Below are 18,015 nucleotides of genomic sequence, written 5' to 3' on the forward strand. Positions count from 1 at the left end.
GCATATCCTAGCGTTAATTTCAGGCGAGCTTTACAAGCTCCAGTATTTTATGTTGTCGGGAACTTCATTGGGCTTGATGGCCGACTTGACATCGAACAGTGTCCCCCCCGGCCTGATCATTTGAAAAAGACGCGCTCTTTCGTTGGTGAGATATTGCCTGTGAGGCACCGCCAGAACAAGCGCCTGCAAATCGTTTATCTCATCGAGCGGCAGGATTGTTTCGCCGTGATCACGCCGAGCGGTTTCGACATCGGCAAGGGGATCATGGACTTTGGGGACAATTCCGAACTGCCTTAGTTCCTTGACCATGTCGAAAACGCGGCTGTTGCGCAAATCCGGCACGTCCTCCTTGAATGTCAGCCCGAGAATGCCGACAGAAGCCCCTTTGACGGGCGTGTCAGAACCAATCAGCCGTTTGACAACCTGCTGGGCGACGAAGGCCCCCATGCCGTCATTGATGCGACGTCCGGCGAGGATGATCTGCGGATGGTAACCTTCGGCCTCGGCCTTGGCGGTCAAATAATATGGATCGACGCTGATGCAGTGGCCGCCGACGAACCCCGGTTTGAAGGGAAGGAAGTTCCATTTCGTCGACGCAGCATCAAGAACATCCTGCGTCCGGATATCGAGCCGCTCGAAGATCATTGCCAGTTCGTTCATCAGCGCGATGTTCAGATCGCGCTGGGTGTTCTCGATAACCTTCGCTGCCTCGGCCACCTTGATCGACGGGGCGCGGTAGACGCCGGCATCGATGATACGGCCATAAACGTTCGCGATGCGCTCCAGCGTCTCGTTATTCTCGCCGGAGACGACTTTGACGATCTTTTGCAGCGAGTGTTCTCGATCGCCGGGGTTGGCGCGTTCGGGCGAATAGCCGAGGGCAAAGTCGCGGGGATGTCGCAGGCCGGAAACCTGCTCGATGATCGGCCCACAGAAATCTTCGGTCACACCTGGATAGACTGTCGACTCAAAAACGACGACGGCGCCTTTGCTCACCGCCTCGCCGACGAGTTCGGACGCCAGTTTCAAAGAAGCTAGATCGGGAGCGCGATTTGCGTCGATAGGGGTTGGCACGGCAACGATGAAGAAAGTAGCGCCTTTCAACATCTCCCGATCGGTGGTCAGCCCTATCGAGGTCTCCTTGAGCGCCGTTGCGTCAACTTCCCCCGTACGATCGACGCCGCCACGCAATTCCCCGATCCGACGCTCGCTGATGTCAAAAGCTATGGTGCCGGGGAAAACCTTCCCAAAGGCAATGGCTACCGGCAGGCCGACATAACCCAGGCCGATAACTGCAATGCGTTCGGACATCCGTGGGGTTCCTCGAGCCACCTGTTGAGCCGACGTGCTTGTATGGCAGCCTGTTGGCCAATTCAACGATGCTCTATCGCGAAGAGGAATGTCTCATGAAAAATGGTCGTTGCCATGTTTCATGTTGCCATCCGCCGATGCCATCGATGTTGTGGATAAATCCAGCAGGACCGGGTTTCGAGCCACTCTCTGCTGCGGATTGGGGTGAACCGTCAGGTTCTGCCGGCCATCTACGCAGCGGCGGCCCTGACGACAGGGCTGATATTCTCTGCTGCCAATCCATAGGCCACTATCGGCCTCAATCGTGCCTTCTGATCAAACCAAATGCCCGGATCGGAATTCGCATCGGCACCGAGCGGATCTGCGAAATTTCAGTTTGGTCCTTGTGCATTGGCTGCGGACACGTCGTATCCTGCGTGTGGCGACCCATATCTGGTCGATCAGCATTTGCCTGGGAGCAGAAATTGGCCAGACTCTATGACAGCCGCAGACGCATTCTCGTTACCGGGGGCGCAGGGTTTATCGGCTCGCATCTTATTGACCGCCTGTTGGAACGAGGCGACGAAATCTTGTGTGTCGACAACCTTTTCACCGGATCAAAGCGCAATATCGACCATTTGGCCAAGCATCCCCGCTTCGAATTCATGCGCCATGACGTGACCTTTCCGCTCTACGTCGAAGTCGATGAGATTTACAACCTGGCGTGTCCGGCCTCGCCTGTTCACTACCAGTACGACCCGGTTCAGACGATCAAGACCGCCGTGCACGGCGCCATCAATGTTCTTGGACTGGCAAAGCGGCTGAAATGCAAAGTCTTTCAGGCCTCCACCAGCGAGGTCTATGGTGACGCGTCTGTGCATCCGCAGCCGGAGAGTTACTGGGGCAATGTAAACCCGATCGGGCCGCGCTCATGCTACGATGAAGGCAAACGCTGCGCCGAAACGCTGTTCTTCGACTATCACCGACAACATGGCTTGTGGGTCAAGGTCGCGCGGATTTTCAATACGTTCGGGCCGCGCATGCACCCGGCAGACGGCAGGGTTGTCTCAAATTTCATCGTGCAGGCGCTTCGTGGTGAACCGATAACCATTTTCGGCGACGGCTCACAGACAAGGTCGTTTTGCTACGTCGACGACCTGGTGAGCGGCATGCTGCGCCTCATGGATACGGGGCCGGAGGTGACCGGTCCAGTAAACATCGGCAATCCAAGGGAAGTAACGATCAGGCGCTTGGCCGAACTGACGACGCAGATGACCGGATCAGGTTCGGATATAATTTACCGCGATCTTCCGCAAGACGATCCGCGGCACCGCCAGCCCGATATCACCCTTGCCAAAAGGCTTGTCGGCTGGGAGCCGACGGTGACTTTGGAAGCCGGGCTGCAACAGACGATCGACTATTTCAAAGCCCTGCTGCCGAAGGTTTCCACAAACTCGCCTTGACCCGGCACCGCAGTGCAACCGTCAAGTCTGACCGATCACCGTCGTGGTAGCGACGCCTTTTGCAGTCGACTCCGGTAGGCTTGAAGTTTTTTGAATTCTAATTATTTTAAGCTTGAAATTATTTGAAGAACCATGGCGCTTCATCCGTCCGAGCCGGGACACCGGCATTTGGCGGAGAGCAGAAGGAGGAGGAAGATTTGCCGTCGTTCCGGGATAAAACTCCATGAACACAGCACGATTTTCCGAGAGTGTCACAGGCAAGATCGTCGATGGCGTTCTCGTCGTCACGATCGAAAATCCGCCGGTCAACGCGCTGTCCTTCCATGTCAGGGCCGGACTGATGGCTGCGCTTGGGCGTGCGGCGTCGGATGAAGTGTCTGCCGTGGTGCTGACCGCCATTGGGCGCACCTTCATCGGTGGCGCCGATATCAAGGAATTCGGCAAGCCCGCTGTCTCGCCCACACTGCCTGACGTGATCGAAGCGATCGAGAGCTTCGCCAAACCGATCGTGGCGGCAGCAGGCGGCGCGGCGCTCGGCGGCGGCTGCGAGATTGCGCTGGCCTGCCACTACCGGGTGGCCAGCAAGGCGGCCAGCTTCAGCCTGCCCGAGGTCAAGCTCGGGTTAGTGCCTGGGGCCGGCGGAACCCAACGCCTGCCCCGCCTCATCGGCACGGTCGCCGCAATTGACCTGATCGGCACGGGTCGGCCCGCAAATGCCGACGAAGCGCTCGCTCTCGGTCTGATCGATACCATTGCCGACGATCTTCCCGAAGGCGCGCTCGACGTCGCCCGCCGTCTCGTTGGCCAACCGCTGTGGCGCACGGGCGCGCTTTCCGTCCCGCGCTCGCAACCTGAGGCCGACGCGGCAGCCGCAAAGAAGGTACTTTCCCGCAACCGAGGGCAGATGGCGCCTGCAGAAGCCGTGAGACTGGTCCAGGCCGCGTCCACGGCCAAGCTTGAGGACGGTCTTGCGGACGAACGCGCGACCTTCCTGCGCCTCCGGGATTCTCGCGAAGCGGCAGCGTTGCGCCACGTCTTCTTTGCCGAGAGGCAAGCCAGCAAAGTCGACAGGCTGGAGGGTGTCACGCCTCGCAAGGTCGAGACCGTCGGTATCGTCGGAACCGGCCTGATGGGTGCAGGCATCGCGGTCTCGGCCTTGAATGCCGGCTATCGCGTAATCGGCATCGAGCAGAACGACGACGCCGCGGCAAAAGGATACGAGCGGATCGCCGGCCTTCTCGACAAGTCGGTCCAATCCGGCCGACTCACCGATCATGCCCGCAGGGAGGCGCTGAGCCGGTTTGAAGCGGCCAGTGACGCCGGCAGGCTGGTGCAGGCCGATCTGGTCATCGAGGCAGTGTTCGACGATCTCGCGGTAAAAACCGAACTCTTCCGGAAGCTTGATCGTATCGTCCGCCCCGACGCCATACTGGCGACCAACACCAGCTACCTCAACCCCGACGAGATCGCCTCGGCAACCGCCCGGCCCGAACGGATCGCCGGCCTGCATTTTTTCTCCCCGGCCAACGTCATGCGGCTCACCGAAGTGGTGGATTGCGCGGCGACGGCGCCCGATGTGCTCGCCTCGGCTATCGCGTTCGTCAGGAAGCTCGGCAAGCTGCCTGTCGTGTGCGGCGTTACCGAGGGTTTCATCGGCAACCGCCTCTATTCGGCCTACCGCCGCGAGGCGGAGTTCATGGTGGAGGATGGCGCAGCACCGGAAGAGGTGGATGCCGCGCTGGAGGCCTGGGGCTTCCCGATGGGGATCTTCGCGGTCAACGACATGGCTGGGCTGGAGATAGCCTGGGCGCGGCGCAAGCGACAGGCGGCGATGCGCGATCCGCAAGCACGTTATGTCCAGATCGCCGACCGGCTGTGCGAGGCCGGCCGCTTCGGCCGCAAGACCGGGCGCGGCTGGTACGATTATTCCGACGGCGAGCGCAGGAGCGACCCGCAAGTGGCCGCGCTGATCGAGGCCGTTCGGGCGGCCAAGGACATCGTGCCGCGCCGCTTTTCGCCCGATGAGATCGTCACGCGCTTGCTGGCGGCAATGGCCGACGAGGGCAAGGCATTACTCGCCGAAGGCATCGCGGCGCGTGCCTCCGACATCGATCTGGTGATGATCAACGGCTATGGCTTCCCGGCCCACAAGGGCGGGCCGATGTTCCGCGCCGGAGAGGTTTAAGGACCAGCTACGACAGCCTTGCGATGACGGCGCGCAGTGCCTCGCCGAAACGCCTGACCTCGTCGACCGTGTTGTAATGGACCAGCGAGGCGCGGATGGCGCCGCTGTCCATCGACAGGTTGAGACGCTTCATCAGCCGGGGCGCATACATATGGCCGTCGCGGATGCCGATCTGCATGTCAGCCATTTCCTCGACGATCCGCTGCGGCGACAGCTTGCCGATGTTGAAGCAGAATGTCGGCACGCGTTCGTTGATGCGGGCTTCCTCGGCGACGCCGTAGATCGTGGCATTGCATCCCTTGAGCACGGCGAGCATCTCACGCGCCAGGAGCACTTCGTAATCGCGGATGGCGCCCATGCCGGCAACGATGTTGTCGCGCCGCGAGCGGTTGTTGGAGGGCGCCAGATTGCGGCCGATCAGTTCCAGGTACTGCACTGCGGCATCCATGCCCGAGACGTTCTCGTAGATGAAGGTGCCTGCCTCGACCTTGTAAGGCGGCTCGTCGGGGATGAAATCCTCGCGGAAGGTCGGCAGCCGCTTCAGCGTTTCGAAGCGGCCCCACAGAAAGCCCATATGCGGCGAGAAATTCTTGTAGCCGGAGCAGACGAGATAATCACAGTCCCAGGCCTGCACGTCGATCAGCCCGTGCGGTCCGTAATGCACGCAGTCAAGGAACACTTCGGCGCCGGCCGCATGCGCGATCGCGGCCACCGAAGCGACGTCGACGATCGAGCCGATCGAATGCGCGGTCACCGTGCAGGCGACGAGACGGGTGCGATCGGAAACCAGCGGCTTGAGGTCGTCGACATGCAGGTTGCCGTCCTCGCGCATGCGCCACCATTTGAACTTGGCTCCGGCGGGCTCCAGCGCCAGCCACGTGGCGATGTTGGCGTCGTGGTCCATATCGGTGATGACGATCTCGTCGCGCTCTGTGTCCTTGGCCAGCATCTGGCCGATGCCGAGGCTGACCAGGCGAATGAACGAGGTGGCGTTCATGCCGAAGCAGATTTCCGACGGACTGTAGGCGTTGATCAGCAAGGCCACGCTCGTCCGAGCATCCGCAACCGATTGGTCGACCGTGACCGAGCGCCCATAGCGACCACCACGCTGCACATTGTGCGAGACCAGGTGATTGGTCACCGCGTCGAGCACGCTCTGCGGGATCTGCGCGCCGGCGGCGTTGTCCATGAAGATGAAATCACCGGCGCGCTGCAAGGCCGGAAACATGGCGCGGATGGTGTCGACCGGAAAGCCGCCGGCGGCTTGGGAATTGCTCAACTGTATCTCCTGCGAATGGCTTGGGAAGCGGGACGGTTGATGAGGTCAGCGCGTCTTCTCGGTCTTGAAGCGGTCTTCGAGCAGGCTGACGAGGCGGACCATCGGCCAGAGGAAGATGAGATAGACCAAAGCGGCGCCGATCAGCGGCGAGGGATTGGCATAGAGCGACTGCGCGTTGGTCGCTTCCTTCAACAGTTCAGGCAGCGCAACGGTGGAAGCGAGCGACGTGTCCTTGAACATCGAGACGCAATTGCTGGTCATCGGCGGGATGACGACGCGGATCGCCTGCGGCAGCACCACCTTGCGCAAGGTCAAAAGGAAAGGCAGGCCGAGCGCCTGTGCTGCCTCGAATTGGCCTTTCGGAATGCTCTCAATGCCGGAGCGGAACACTTCTGCTGAATAGGCCGACATGATGATGGCGAACGCCGTCACGGCGGAGGCCCAGGACGACAGACGGATGCCGAGGAAGGGCAGCGCATAATAGATCAGGATCAGCACCACCAGCACCGGCAGGGCGCGGAAGATGTCGGTGTAGCCGACCGCCAGCCAGCGCAGCGGCTTCGGCGCATAGAGCCGCAACAGGCTGATCCCCAGGCCGATGGGAATGCCGATGCCGATACTCAAAATGCCGAGCAGCAGCGTGTTCAGGAAGCCACGCAACAGCGCCGGCAGGCTGGACATGATCACGTCAGGATTGAAGAAGGTGTCGATTAGCGACATGGGAGCGTTCCCGAACCCCAGAGCAAAGGATGCTCAAGTTAAAACCAATCGACCTTGCCTCCCATGAGGCTATCCGTGCGGCAGCAGGCGCCGGAGCGTGAAATGAATCGTGCCGGCCCGGGAGCCGGCACGATTTAAGTGCATTGCCGGTCAGGCCTTGGGCAGCGGCATTTCCTTGACCGTCGAGGAATCGGCTGGCGCGTCGCTGCCGAACCACTTCTTGTGGATCGCGGCCAGCGTTCCGTCCTTCTTCATCGCGGTCAGCACGTCGTTCAGCTTGCCGAGCAGCGGATGGTCCTTGCTCATCATCAGGCCGTACTGTTCGCCGGTCTTGATGCGCTGCTTGACCTTGAGGTCCTTCATCTTGGTGAAGGAGTATTCCATGCCCGGAATATCGCTGACGGCGGCGTCCACGCGGCCCGCGCTGAGGTCGAGCAGCAGGTTCTGCTGCGTGTCATAGCCCTTCACGTCGCTGTAGCCGTCAGCCTCCAGATGCGCCTTGACCCAGGTCTCGCCGGTCGAGCCTGAAAGCACGCCGACGATCTTGCCCTTGAGGTCGGCCTCGGTGTTAACAGCGCTATCGGTCTTCGTCGCAATGCCCATGTCGGAGTCATAATAGGGCTGGGTGAAGGACAGCGTTTTCAGTCGCTCCGGCGTGATGGTGATCGAGGAGATCGCGACATCGATGCGGTTGGAACTGACAGCCGCGAACAGCGCCTGGAAGCCGAGGTCGGCAATGTCGGTGGTCATGCCGGCACGCTTGGCCGCTTCGTTGACGATGTCGACTTCAAAGCCCTCGAACGTGCCGCTCTCGTTCTTGTATTCGAAGGGCGGATTGGTCGGGTAGGCGCCGACATTGAGCACATCGGCGGCAAAGGCGGTGGCCGGGCCGGCAGCGATGCCGATCGTGGCGGCGAGAAGAAGCAGGTTGCGACGAGTGAAGCTCATTTTGTGTTCCCTCCGGTTGTTGATCGGGCGGGTTTGCTCCCGCACGGTTTGTTGCCGTCCCACCTCCCAGCGGGGCGTCAATTCATGGCGGCGACCATGCGCTCGAGCGCGGTCGCTATCTGGTCGCGTTCACGGCACACGCACATCCGCAGGAAGGCCGCTGCCGAATTTCCAAAGAGGTGGCCGGGAGCCAGCCCGACGCGCGCCGTCTCCAGTATCCTGGCGCAGGCCTGCCGGGCGTCGCTTTCGCCGTCCATGGCAAAGAAGGCATACATGCCTCCGCGCGGTTTCGTCGGCAGGATGATGCCGGGAATCTGGGCCAGCCTGTCATAGGCAAGGTCGAGGCCGGTTTTGATCCGCTGCCTGATCTCCTCGACCAGCGGCTCGCCTTGGCGGATGGCGGCGACAGCGCCTGCCTGGATAGGCGCGGCGGTGCCGCTGTTGATGTACTGCGTCATGGCGCCAAGCTGGTCGGCCACCCCCGACGGATGCGTCAGCCAGCCGATGCGCCAGCCGGTCATCGCCCACGCCTTCGAAAAACTGTTGACCGACAGCACCCGGTCGCTATCCTCGGCGATCTGCAGGATGGAAGGAGCAACATTGCCGTCGAAATAGAGCCGGCCATAGACCTCGTCGGAGATGATCCAGATGCCGGTGCGCCGGCTGAAGTCGAGCAGCGCCTGCATCTCCTCGCGCGACGCGGTCCAGCCGGTCGGGTTGGACGGCGTCGACAGGAAGATCGCGCGTGTGCGCGCATCGCAAGTGGCGAACAGCCGGTCGAGATCGAGATGCCAGTCGCCCTTGAAGTCGAGCGAAAACGGCCTTGGCTCGCCGCCGATCAGATGGATGGCGTTGTGGATGTTGGGCCATTGCGGCGCGACATAGACGACGTTGCTGCCGGTATCGACCAGCAGTTCCAGCGCCAGGTACAGCGCCTGCATGCCGCCGGGCGTGACCGTGGTGCGCGCAATCGGGATCGTCCGGCCGTGAATGCGCGTTTGGTATTCCGACAGCGCCTCGTTCAGTAGGGGGTGCCCACGCATGTTAGGGACGTAGAACGTCTGGCCTTCATCGAAGGCGGCCTTCGCCGCGTCGCGGATGAAAGCGGGCGTCACCATGTCGCCTTCGCCGTACCAGAGCGCGATCACGTCGCCCAGTTCTCGGGCGCGCACGGCAAGGTTGGCAATGTTTTCGGTGTGCAGGTCACGGATCTGGGCACGTACGCCGTCGAAAGCATAACGCGCGCTGGACGATGACTGGGGCAGTATGAACGACAAGGACTGAAACCCCTCCCACCCGGAGCACCGCGACGGACTGCCCGGCAAGCCCCACCGACACGACAGTCGCCATCGAGTTTGGATGCTATCCAATGTGCTGCGCTTTTCAAGGAAAAAGTTTTAAGCTTAAAAAGTTTTTGCCCGATCCCGCCCGTCTCACCCCAGCTCGGCGCGCGCAGCGGTGCAGTTGGCCGCAGCGCCGGCGCCAAGAAACATCGTATCGCTGGCCAGCACGAAGAAGCTCGCGCCGATAGCGGCCCACTGGCTGATCGTCTGTGGGCTGGCGCAAAATATACCCGATGTCCTGCCATGCGCGACGGTCGCGCGGATGATCCTTGTGATCGCCTCATTGAGCTTGTCCACGCCTTTCGGCCCGATCGCATCGATCGACACGGAGAGATCGCCGGGGCCGACGAAGACCACATCGATGCCGTCTATGGCCGCGATCGCCTCGATGTTGGCCAGCCCCTCCGATGTCTCGACCTGGACCGCGACGACCACCCTGTCATTGGCCGCGGCCAGATATTCGGGAATGCGATAGCCATAGCCGGCCGCGCGGCCAGGCCCGACGCCGCGCTCGCCCAGCGGCGGATAGCGCGAGGCTTTCACCGCCGCCTCGGCCTGAGCAGCGGTCGAGACGCGCGGCACGAGCACGCCTTGTGCGCCGCTGTCGAGCGCCGCCTGGATAGCTTCCGGCGCATGACCGGGAACACGCACCATGGCCGGCACGCGATGCACGTCGGCCGCGCGCACCATGGTTTCGATCGTGTCGCGCGCGATCTGGGCATGTTCCCAGTCGATGCAGACGAAGTCGAGGCCGGTGAGCGCCATCACTTCGACGGCGACGGGATGGGGAATAGCGGCGAAGGAGCCGACGAGATTGGTCTTGCCGATGCACTTCTGACGGAACGCGCTCATATCCATCCCCTTTTCCCCTCCAAATTCATATCCGCAATCGGCGGCGAGGCGAAGCTATTTCAGGCTTGAAATATTTTTGCGCCGGCCTAGCGTGTCGGTCTCCCGCCACGAGTTCCCATGATGATCAAAACGCATCCCCTGCACGGCTCGAACAAACTGAAGCTCGGCGTCTTTTCGACCAATGCCGATGGCGGTCTGGCCATCACCGATGTGCCGGAACGCTGGACGGCAAGCTGGCAGGACAATCTGACGGCGGCGCAGATCGCCGACCGCGCCGGGCTGGAATTTATGCTTCCGATCGCGCGCTGGCGTGGCTTTGGCGGCCGCAACAAGGTGCGCGAATGGTCGTTCGAGACCTTCACCTGGGCAGCAGCTCTGGCCGTGGCCACCGAGCAGATCGGCCTGTTCATGACCGTGCATGTGCCGCTGGTGCATCCGCTCTATGCCGCCAAGGCGCTGGCAACTGTCGACCATATCAGCCAGGGCCGCGCCGGCTTGAACATCGTCTGCGGCTGGAACCCGAAGGAATTCGGCATGTTCGGCACGCCTTTGGTCGAGAAGGGCTACGACCAGGCCGCCGAATGGATCGAAATCCTGGAAAAGCTCTACGCCTCGGACCAGCCTCTGGACTATGAAGGCACCTACTATCGCCTCAAGGAGGCGGTGAGCCGGCCGGCGAGCCTGCAGGTTCCACGCCCGGTGACCATGAACGCTGCTTTCGGTGGCCCGGGCCGGGATTTCGCCGCCGCCCGATGCGATTATCTGTTCACGACCTTTTCGGAAATGAGCGATGCCGGCAAGCATGTCGCCGACATCAGCGAGCGGGCCGACAAGGTTGGCCGCAACGTCGGCGTCTACACGGTGGCGCATGTCGTCTGCCGTCCAACCATGGAAGAGGCGCAGGCCTACTACACGCGCTATGCCGTCGATCTGGTCGACCACGATGCGGTCGATGCTCATATGGCAGGCAAGAAGGAGTTCTCGCAGTCGCATGACCCGCATGCCTATGACCGCTACCGGCAGCGTTTCGCCGGCGGCGCCGGCACCTACCCGCTGGTTGGAACGCCGGAGACGATTGCCGCCGAGATGGCGGCAATAGCCGGGCATGGCTACCAGGGCATCGCGCTGTCGTTCGTCAACTACACCCAGGAACTGCCCTATTTCTGCGACCACGTATTTCCGCTGCTGAAGCGGGCGGGGCTGCGCTGCTGACCAATCCGGGAATAACGAATTCGTTAATCCGGAATGACGGCGGTTGCCTGAATTTCGATCTTGGCGCGATCTTCCACCAGCGCCACCACCTGCATGGCGGCCATCGCTGGGAAATGCCGGCCGATCACCTCGCGATAGGCCTCGCCTATACCCTTGAGATTGCCGAGATATTCGGCCTTGTCCGTGAAATACCAGGTCATCGCGGTGATGTGCCGAGGCTCCGCGCCGGCTTCCGCCAGCACGGCGACGATGTTTTGCAGCGTCTGCCGCACCTGGCCGGCGAAATCGTCGGTCTCGAACTGGCACTGCCCGTTCCAGCCGACCTGTCCGCCCACGAAGACGAGCCTGCCGCGCGCAGCAATGCCGTTGGCGTAGCCGACCGGTTTCGCCCAGCCCTCCGGCTGCAGGATCTCGTGCATTTTCAAGCTTCCCCGGTATTCTTAAAGATCAATCTCAAATCAAATACATCGCCGTCAGGCCGCGCCCATCACCTGCCGTGCGATCACCACCTTCTGCACATCGGATGCGCCCTCGTAGATGCGTAGCGCGCGGATCTCGCGATAGAGGCTCTCGACGATATGGCCCTTGCGGACGCCGTCCCCCCCATGCAGCTGCACAGCCTTGTCGATCACCTCTTGCGCCTTGTCGGTGGCGAACAGCTTGGCCATCGCCGCCTCGCGGGTGACACGAGCCGCGCCCATGTCCTTGGTCCAGGCAGCGCGGTAGACCAGCAGCGCTGCGGCATCGATGTCCAGCGCCATGTCGGCGATATGGCCTTGCACCATCTGCAGCTCTGCCATCGGAGCGCCGAAAAGTTTGCGCTCGGCCACCCTGCTGATGCTTTCGTCCAGCGCCCGGCGGGCAAAGCCGAGTGCCGCCGCGCCGACCGTGGAGCGGAACACGTCAAGCACCGACATGGCGATGCGGAAGCCGTCTCCCGGTTTGCCGATCAGCGCCGAGGCCGGCACCCGGACCTGATCGAAGGAAAGCCGCGCCAGCGGATGCGGCGCGATCACTTCAAGGCGCTCGGCGATGCCAAGCCCCTTGGTGTCGGTGGGTACGAGAAAGGCGGAAAGTCCCTTAGCGCCCGGCGCCTCGCCGGTACGGGCAAAGACGACGTAGAGATCGGCGATGCCGCCATTGGAAATCCAGGTCTTCTCGCCGGTGAGGATATAGAAGTCGTCATTGCGGATCGCGGTCATTTCGGTGTTGGCGACATCCGACCCGGAGCGTGGCTCCGACAGCGCGAAGGCGGAAATCGTCTTGCCGGCCCTGGTCTTTGCCAGCCATTGCTGCTGGTCGGGTGTGCCGAACAGGCTGAGCGCGCCGGTGCCGAGCCCCTGCATGGCGAAGGCGAAGTCGGCCAACCCGTCATGGCGCGCCAGCGTCTCGCGCGTGATGCACAAGGTGCGGACATCGAGCGGTCCCGGATTGTCGGTATCGAGCGCCGTCGGCTTCAGCCAGCCGTCGCGGCCAAGTTTCGCCACCAGCTCGCGGCAGGCGGCATCGACGTCATGGTGATCGACCGGCAGGTTCCTGGCGCACCATGCTTCCAGCCTTTCGGCCAATTCGCGGTGGCGATCTTCAAAGAACGGCCAGTTGAGGAAACTCCTGTCAGCCATCAATTGCCCTCGAACACCGGTTTTTTCTTGGCGACGAAGGCCTTGTAGGCGCGCTCGAAGTCACGCGTCTGCATGCAGATCGCCTGCGCCTGCGCTTCTGCTTCGATCGCCTGGTCGAGCCCCATCGACCACTCCTGGTTGAGCTGTGTCTTGGTGATGCCGTGCGCGAAGGTCGGGCCCGAGACGATGCGCGCCGCCATCTCGAGCGCGTCGGCCTCGAGCACTGCGGCATCGACAAGCCTGTTGTAGAAGCCCCAGCGCTCGCCTTCCGCTGCCGTCATCGTGCGGCCGGTGTAGAGCAATTCGGCGGCACGGCCCTGGCCGATGATGCGCGGCAGGATCGCGCACGCGCCCATATCGCAGCCGGCAAGCCCGACGCGGGTGAACAGGAAAGCGGTCTTGGCCTCCGGCGTGGCGATGCGGATGTCGGCGCTCATGGCGATGATGGCGCCGGCGCCGACCGCGACACCGTCGATAGCCGCGATAATCGGCTTGCCGCAATTGAGCATCGCCTTGACGAAATCGCCGGTCATGCGGGTGAAGGCGAGCAACTCCTTCATGTCCATCTTGACCAAGGGGCCGATAATGTCGTGGACATCGCCGCCCGAGCAGAAATTGCCGCCATTGGACAGGAACACCACGGCGTCGACGTCGTCGGCATAGACGAGGTTGCGGAACGTGTCGCGCAGTTCCGCATAGCTGTCGAAGGTCAGCGGATTCTTGCGCTCCGGCCGGTCGAGCCGCACCCTGGCGATCCTGCCTTCGACCTCCCAGAGGAAGTGCTTCGGCTTGAGGCCGGCCATCGCAGTCATTCGCGTCCCTCCCAGTTGCTGCGGAACGAGGTCAGCATGCCGGTCAGCCGACGCGCATCCTCCTCGCTGACCTTGGCCAGCAATTCTCCGATCCAACCCTCATGCGCCGCGGCCATTGCGGCAAAAGATTTGGAACCCTCGTCGGTCAGTCGCACCATGGATGTGCGGCGATCGCCATTGCGGCGCGCGCGCGCGACCAAGCCTTCCGAAACCAGTCGGTCGACAATGCCGGTGACATTGCCGTTGGATACCAGCAGGAAGCGCGACAGATCGCTCATCAGCATGCCTTCCGGCGCGCGGTAGAGGGCGGCCATGACGTCGAAACGCGGCAGCGTCGTATCGAATTCTTTCTTCAGGCGCTCGCGCAGTTCGGCCTCAATCGTGCGCGAGGCACGCAGCAGCCTGATCCAAAGACGCAGCCGGTCCTTGCCAGGCCCCGACGGTACGGGCAATGGGCCGGCTACCATGTTTCGCCTCCTGAGATCGAAATTGCTTGTCCGGTGATCGACGCCGCCGCATCGCCGCACAGCCAAAGCACCGCCGCGGCAACTTCTTGCGGCTGGATGAAGCGGCCTTGCGGGTTGGTCGAGGCAAGGCTCGCCCTCGCCTCGCCAGCCGAGCGGCCGGTCTTTTCGACAATGCGCTGGACGGATGCCTCCAGCATGTCGGTCTCGACAAACCCGGGGCACACGGCGTTGACGGTGACGCCGGATTTCGCCGTCTCGGCCGCCAGCGCCCGCATCAGCCCGACCACGCCGTGCTTGGCCGCCACATAGGGCGCGACATAGGCGTAGCCTTTCAGTCCCGCGGTGGACGCAACGAAGACGATCCGGCCTGCCTTGCGCGCGGCCATGCCGGCCAGCGCCGGCTTCACCGTCAGGAAGGCGCCGGTCAAATTAACGTCGAGCGTCCGCTGCCAGTCGGCAAGCGAGGTCCTGTGCGCCGGCGTGCTGCCGGCCATGCCGGCATTGGCGACGACGATGTCGAACGGGCCGCGCAAGGCTTCCGCCTGCGCGTAGAGCGATGTCATCGCCGCCTCGTTGGTAACATCGGCCGGCATGGCGTGAACGCGGCCGTTCTCGCCTGCCACCTTGGCAAGCTCGGCGTCGCGCCGTCCGCATATGGTCACCTCGATGCCGGCCTCGGCCAGCGCGAGTGCGATGGCCCGACCGACGCCGGAACCGCCGCCGGTGACCAGCGCATGTTTGCCTGAAATCGCCGAGGCCGTCGTCATACTTTCAGCCCCGCCGCCGCATCGCGCTCGGCCAGCCGGTAGATCTGGTCGCGTCCGGGCAGATAGGGATCCGGCCATTTGACGCCACGGTCGCCGAGCGTCACTGCCGCATGCAGCGTCCAGTAGGGATCGGCGAGATGCGGCCGTGCCAGTGCCACCAGGTCGGCGCGGCCAGCCATCAGGATCGAATTGACATGGTCAGGCTCGTAGATGTTGCCAACCGCCATCGTCGCCATGCCGACCTCGTTGCGGATGCGGTCCGAGAACGGCGTCTGGAACATGCGGCCATAGACAGGCTTGGCGGCAATCGAGGTTTGGCCCGCCGAGACGTCGCATATGTCGACGCCTTCCAAATGCAGCATCCGCGCGATCTCCACCGCATCGGCCGGCGTCACACCCTCGATGCCGACCCAGTCATTGGCCGAAATGCGCACCGAGATCGGCTTTCGCGCCGGCCAGGCGGCACGCACCGCATGGAAGATTTCCAGGGGATAGCGCATGCGATTTTCCAGCGAACCGCCATACTCATCCGTGCGCCGGTTGGTGACCGGCGTGATGAAGGACGACAGCAGATAGCCGTGCGCGGCATGGATCTCCAGCATGTCGAAGCCGCAGCGATCGGCCATCTGGGTGGCGGTCACGAACTCGTCGCGCACCTTGTCCATGTCAGCACGGTCCATGGCTTTCGGCACCTGATTCTCAGGTGACCATGCAATCGCCGAGGCCGCCATGACCGGCCAATTGCCCGAGGCGAGCGGCACGTCGGTGCCTTCCCAACCGATACGGGTCGAGCCCTTGGCCCCGGAATGCCCGACTTGGGCGCAGATTTTCGCCTCGGTCTCGGTGTGGACAAAATCGACGAGCCGCTTCCACGCAACCTCATGTTCGGGCGCATAGAAGCCGGGACAGCCGGGCGTGATGCGTCCTTCCGGGCTGACACAGGTCATCTCGATATAGACAAGCCCGGCGCCGCCCTTGGCCCGCTCGGCATAGTGGGCGAAATGCCAGTCGGTCGGGCAGCCATCGACAGCCTTGTACTGCGCCATCGGCGAAACGACGATGCGGTTGTTGAGCTGCATGTCGCGCAGCCTGAACGGCGCGAACATCGGCGCCCGGCGCTGCCTGTTGCCGCCTGCCCCCGCCTGGCGCTGGAACCATTCCTCGGCGCTTTCAAGCCATTTGGCATCCCGCAGCCGCAAATTCTCGTGGCTGATGCGCTGCGAGCGGGTCAGCAGCGAATAGTTGAACTGCACCGGATCGAGGCCGAGATAGCGCTCGACCTCCTCGAACCACTCCAGCGAATTGCGCGCTGCCGACTGCAGCTTCAGCACCTCGGTGCGGCGCGCATCCTCATACTTGCGGAAGGCGGCGGCGAGGTCCGGTTCGGTTTTGACATACTCGGCCAGCGCGACCGCACTTTCCAATGCGAGTTTGGTGCCCGAGCCGATCGAGAAATGCGCCGAGGCCGCGGCATCGCCCATCAGCGCCAGGTTCTTGTACGACCAGCGTTCGCACAGCACGCGCGGGAAATTGATCCAGGCCGAACCTCTGATGTGATTGGCATTGGACATCAGCGCGTGGCCGCCGAGATGCTTCTCAAAGATGCGCTCGCAGACGGCGATCGATTCCTGCTGCGACATCGCGCCGAAGCCGAAGGCAGCCCAGGTCTGTTCGCTGCATTCGACGATGAAAGTCGCTGTCTCGCTGTCGAACTGATAGGCGTGCGCCCACACCCAGCCATGTTCGGTCTTCTCGAAGATGAAGGTGAAGGCGTCGTCGAATTTCTGGTTGGTGCCGAGCCAGACGAATTTGCATTTGCGGGTGTCGATGTCGGGCTTGAAGACTTCGACGAAGGTGTTGCGCGCCCTTGAGTTCAGCCCGTCGGCGGCGACGACCAGATCATGCGTCTCCATGTAGGGCTGAGGGTCGGCGATATCGCTTTCGAACATCAGCTTGACGCCGAGTTCGCGGGCACGCCGCTGCAGCAGGATCAGAAGCCGCTTGCGGCCGATGCCGCAGAAACCGTGTCCCGACGAGACCGTGCGCACGCCGTCATGGATGACGGCGATGTCGTCCCAATAGGCGAAATGCTTCTTGATCCAGACGGCGCTGACCGGGTCGTTCTTGGCAAGGTTGTCGAGTGTTTCGGCCGACAGCACGACGCCCCAGCCGAACGTATCGTCGGCGCGGTTGCGCTCGAACACCGTGACCTCGTGCGCGGCGTCTCTGAGCTTCATCGAAATCGCAAAGTAGAGGCCGGCTGGTCCGCCGCCGAGAACCGCAACCTTCATCCGTGCGATCTCCTCTTCGCTTGCTGCATCTCAAGTATCGCGCCAGAGGTGAGGTATTTCAAGCTTAAAGTTTCATAGTGAAGTGATTGTCTGGGCACGGGGTGGCGCGCTTGTGGATCGGTCCCGCAAGCACGCTCCGGAAATCACTTCTCCGGGTTCTTCGGGCTCCACAGAACGGTCTCGGCGCCCTTCTCATAGGCCATCCCATCGGCATAGCTGATCGCCTCCAGTTGCAATCCCCATGGCGCCTGGAAATAGAGGATGGTCTGGCCGGCGGCCGGACCTTCCTTGACCGGCAGCGGCCCCATCCGCGTCTTCACACCCTTGCCATCGAGATAGGCTTTCGCCGCGGCGACATCATCGACATACAAGGCAATGTGGAAGCCGCCGATATCGCTGTTCTTCGGCGTCAAATCCTTCTGGTCAGGCGCGGTGTATTTGAACAGCTCGATGTTCGATCCATAGCCGCAACGCACCATGGCCGATTCGATCCCCGGCATGCGCGGCGACCACACCGGCATAACGGTTCCCGACATGAAGCAGGCGGTCGACTTCTTCACTGAGGTCGTCGGTTGCAAGAAGGCGATGTCGTTCGGGCCCTTTGCCGACGACAAGGGCACCTTCATGCAGGATCTTCTGGGCGTCGATCCGAAGGCTGTCATCGAGCAGGTCACCGAGGCCGCTCCCATCGAGCCGAACAGGATCGCGGCAAGCATCGTGCCGCGGGCTGCATAGTTCATGTTACCCTCCGTTCGCGGGCTGAT

15 protein-coding genes and 2 pseudogenes are annotated in these 18,015 nt (G+C 62.5%); 4 read left to right on the forward strand and 13 right to left on the reverse strand.

The window, feature by feature from the left end; genetic code table 11:
• Positions 1-30: 30 nt before the first annotated feature.
• A complete protein-coding gene (locus tag NLY43_RS09875; protein WP_023710049.1) occupies positions 31-1,311 on the reverse strand; it encodes a nucleotide sugar dehydrogenase in 1,281 nt (426 codons plus the stop codon).
• Positions 1,312-1,775: 464 nt separating this feature from the next.
• On the opposite strand from NLY43_RS09875, the gene NLY43_RS09880 reads away from it, so the two are divergent.
• Together NLY43_RS09880 and NLY43_RS09885 are read left to right on the forward strand one after the other, a co-directional pair.
• The gene (locus NLY43_RS09880) at positions 1,776-2,753 is read left to right on the forward strand and encodes a UDP-glucuronic acid decarboxylase family protein (protein WP_023667815.1); all 978 of its coding nucleotides are present in this window, start codon (positions 1,776-1,778) and stop codon (positions 2,751-2,753) included.
• A 223-nt stretch (positions 2,754-2,976) separates the two neighbouring features.
• Positions 2,977-4,938, forward strand: coding sequence for a 3-hydroxyacyl-CoA dehydrogenase NAD-binding domain-containing protein (locus tag NLY43_RS09885; RefSeq protein WP_023710050.1), 1,962 nt, complete (start codon positions 2,977-2,979; stop codon positions 4,936-4,938).
• Between the two features lie 7 nt (positions 4,939-4,945).
• On the opposite strand, the gene NLY43_RS09890 is transcribed toward NLY43_RS09885, so the two are convergent.
• From NLY43_RS09890 to NLY43_RS09910, 5 genes are all read right to left on the reverse strand, one after another.
• Complete coding sequence (locus NLY43_RS09890; RefSeq protein WP_023682725.1) at positions 4,946-6,217, reverse strand: cysteine desulfurase-like protein; 1,272 nt, start codon at positions 6,215-6,217, stop codon at positions 4,946-4,948.
• 45 nt (positions 6,218-6,262) lie between these two features.
• Positions 6,263-6,937 (reverse strand): amino acid ABC transporter permease, encoded by a 675-nt coding sequence (locus NLY43_RS09895; protein ID WP_023667812.1) that lies wholly within the window; start codon positions 6,935-6,937, stop codon positions 6,263-6,265.
• Positions 6,938-7,087: 150 nt separating this feature from the next.
• Complete coding sequence (locus tag NLY43_RS09900) at positions 7,088-7,885, reverse strand: ABC transporter substrate-binding protein (RefSeq protein WP_023710051.1); 798 nt, start codon at positions 7,883-7,885, stop codon at positions 7,088-7,090.
• Positions 7,886-7,962: 77 nt separating this feature from the next.
• Entirely contained in the window at positions 7,963-9,162 is a 1,200-nt protein-coding gene (locus NLY43_RS09905; protein WP_023710052.1) for a pyridoxal phosphate-dependent aminotransferase, read from the reverse strand.
• A gap of 156 nt (positions 9,163-9,318) precedes the next feature.
• A complete protein-coding gene (locus NLY43_RS09910) occupies positions 9,319-10,080 on the reverse strand; it encodes an HpcH/HpaI aldolase family protein (RefSeq protein ID WP_023710053.1) in 762 nt (253 codons plus the stop codon).
• Between the two features lie 120 nt (positions 10,081-10,200).
• Between NLY43_RS09910 and NLY43_RS09915 the strand changes: the two genes are divergently transcribed.
• Positions 10,201-11,292, forward strand: coding sequence for an LLM class flavin-dependent oxidoreductase (locus tag NLY43_RS09915; RefSeq protein ID WP_286460991.1), 1,092 nt, complete (start codon positions 10,201-10,203; stop codon positions 11,290-11,292).
• 23 nt (positions 11,293-11,315) lie between these two features.
• Here NLY43_RS09915 and NLY43_RS09920 read toward each other — a convergent pair whose 3' ends face one another.
• The 7 genes and pseudogenes from NLY43_RS09920 to NLY43_RS32700 form a co-directional block, all read right to left on the reverse strand.
• Positions 11,316-11,711, reverse strand: coding sequence for a RidA family protein (locus NLY43_RS09920; protein ID WP_023667806.1), 396 nt, complete (start codon positions 11,709-11,711; stop codon positions 11,316-11,318).
• Between the two features lie 54 nt (positions 11,712-11,765).
• Positions 11,766-12,914 (reverse strand): acyl-CoA dehydrogenase family protein, encoded by a 1,149-nt coding sequence (locus NLY43_RS09925; protein WP_023710054.1) that lies wholly within the window; start codon positions 12,912-12,914, stop codon positions 11,766-11,768.
• The gene (locus NLY43_RS09930; RefSeq protein WP_023710055.1) at positions 12,914-13,726 is read right to left on the reverse strand and encodes an enoyl-CoA hydratase family protein; all 813 of its coding nucleotides are present in this window, start codon (positions 13,724-13,726) and stop codon (positions 12,914-12,916) included. The genes NLY43_RS09925 and NLY43_RS09930 overlap by 1 nt, the downstream gene beginning before the upstream one ends.
• Positions 13,723-14,193, reverse strand: coding sequence for a MarR family winged helix-turn-helix transcriptional regulator (locus tag NLY43_RS09935; RefSeq protein WP_023710056.1), 471 nt, complete (start codon positions 14,191-14,193; stop codon positions 13,723-13,725). The genes NLY43_RS09930 and NLY43_RS09935 overlap by 4 nt, the downstream gene beginning before the upstream one ends.
• Positions 14,187-14,960, reverse strand: a complete 774-nt coding sequence (locus NLY43_RS09940) for an SDR family NAD(P)-dependent oxidoreductase (protein WP_023710057.1) — start codon at positions 14,958-14,960, stop codon at positions 14,187-14,189. Before NLY43_RS09940 ends, NLY43_RS09935 begins: the two co-directional genes overlap by 7 nt.
• The gene (locus tag NLY43_RS09945; RefSeq protein WP_023710058.1) at positions 14,957-17,251 is read right to left on the reverse strand and encodes a bifunctional salicylyl-CoA 5-hydroxylase/oxidoreductase; all 2,295 of its coding nucleotides are present in this window, start codon (positions 17,249-17,251) and stop codon (positions 14,957-14,959) included. Before NLY43_RS09945 ends, NLY43_RS09940 begins: the two co-directional genes overlap by 4 nt.
• 143 nt (positions 17,252-17,394) lie before the next feature.
• A pseudogene (locus tag NLY43_RS32700) lies at positions 17,395-17,733 on the reverse strand (VOC family protein); the annotation flags it as partial.
• Between NLY43_RS32700 and NLY43_RS32705 the strand changes: the two are divergent.
• Positions 17,729-17,926 (forward strand): annotated as a pseudogene (locus NLY43_RS32705) (VOC family protein); the annotation flags it as partial. The pseudogenes NLY43_RS32700 and NLY43_RS32705 sit on opposite strands and share 5 nt — an antisense overlap.
• Between the last annotated feature and the right edge of the window lie 89 nt (positions 17,927-18,015).

Origin of the sequence: Mesorhizobium sp. C416B (genome assembly GCF_030323165.1) — a bacterium.
Classification (GTDB): domain Bacteria; phylum Pseudomonadota; class Alphaproteobacteria; order Rhizobiales; family Rhizobiaceae; genus Mesorhizobium.

Excerpts from the sequence above, each read along its gene's own strand:
- NLY43_RS09875 (WP_023710049.1), bottom strand. The coding sequence starts at position 1,311 with ATGTCCGAACGCATTGCAGTTATCGGCCTGGGTTATGTCGGCCTGCCG.
- NLY43_RS09885 (WP_023710050.1), top strand. The coding sequence starts at position 2,977 with ATGAACACAGCACGATTTTCCGAGAGTGTCACAGGCAAGATCGTCGAT.
- NLY43_RS09895 (WP_023667812.1), bottom strand. The coding sequence starts at position 6,937 with ATGTCGCTAATCGACACCTTCTTCAATCCTGACGTGATCATGTCCAGC.
- NLY43_RS09900 (WP_023710051.1), bottom strand. The coding sequence starts at position 7,885 with ATGAGCTTCACTCGTCGCAACCTGCTTCTTCTCGCCGCCACGATCGGC.
- NLY43_RS09910 (WP_023710053.1), bottom strand. The coding sequence starts at position 10,080 with ATGAGCGCGTTCCGTCAGAAGTGCATCGGCAAGACCAATCTCGTCGGC.
- NLY43_RS09915 (WP_286460991.1), top strand. The coding sequence starts at position 10,201 with ATGATCAAAACGCATCCCCTGCACGGCTCGAACAAACTGAAGCTCGGC.
- NLY43_RS09920 (WP_023667806.1), bottom strand. The coding sequence starts at position 11,711 with ATGCACGAGATCCTGCAGCCGGAGGGCTGGGCGAAACCGGTCGGCTAC.
- NLY43_RS09925 (WP_023710054.1), bottom strand. The coding sequence starts at position 12,914 with ATGGCTGACAGGAGTTTCCTCAACTGGCCGTTCTTTGAAGATCGCCAC.
- NLY43_RS09930 (WP_023710055.1), bottom strand. The coding sequence starts at position 13,726 with ATGACTGCGATGGCCGGCCTCAAGCCGAAGCACTTCCTCTGGGAGGTC.
- NLY43_RS09935 (WP_023710056.1), bottom strand. The coding sequence starts at position 14,193 with ATGGTAGCCGGCCCATTGCCCGTACCGTCGGGGCCTGGCAAGGACCGG.
- NLY43_RS09940 (WP_023710057.1), bottom strand. The coding sequence starts at position 14,960 with ATGACGACGGCCTCGGCGATTTCAGGCAAACATGCGCTGGTCACCGGC.
- NLY43_RS09945 (WP_023710058.1), bottom strand. The coding sequence starts at position 17,251 with ATGAAGGTTGCGGTTCTCGGCGGCGGACCAGCCGGCCTCTACTTTGCG.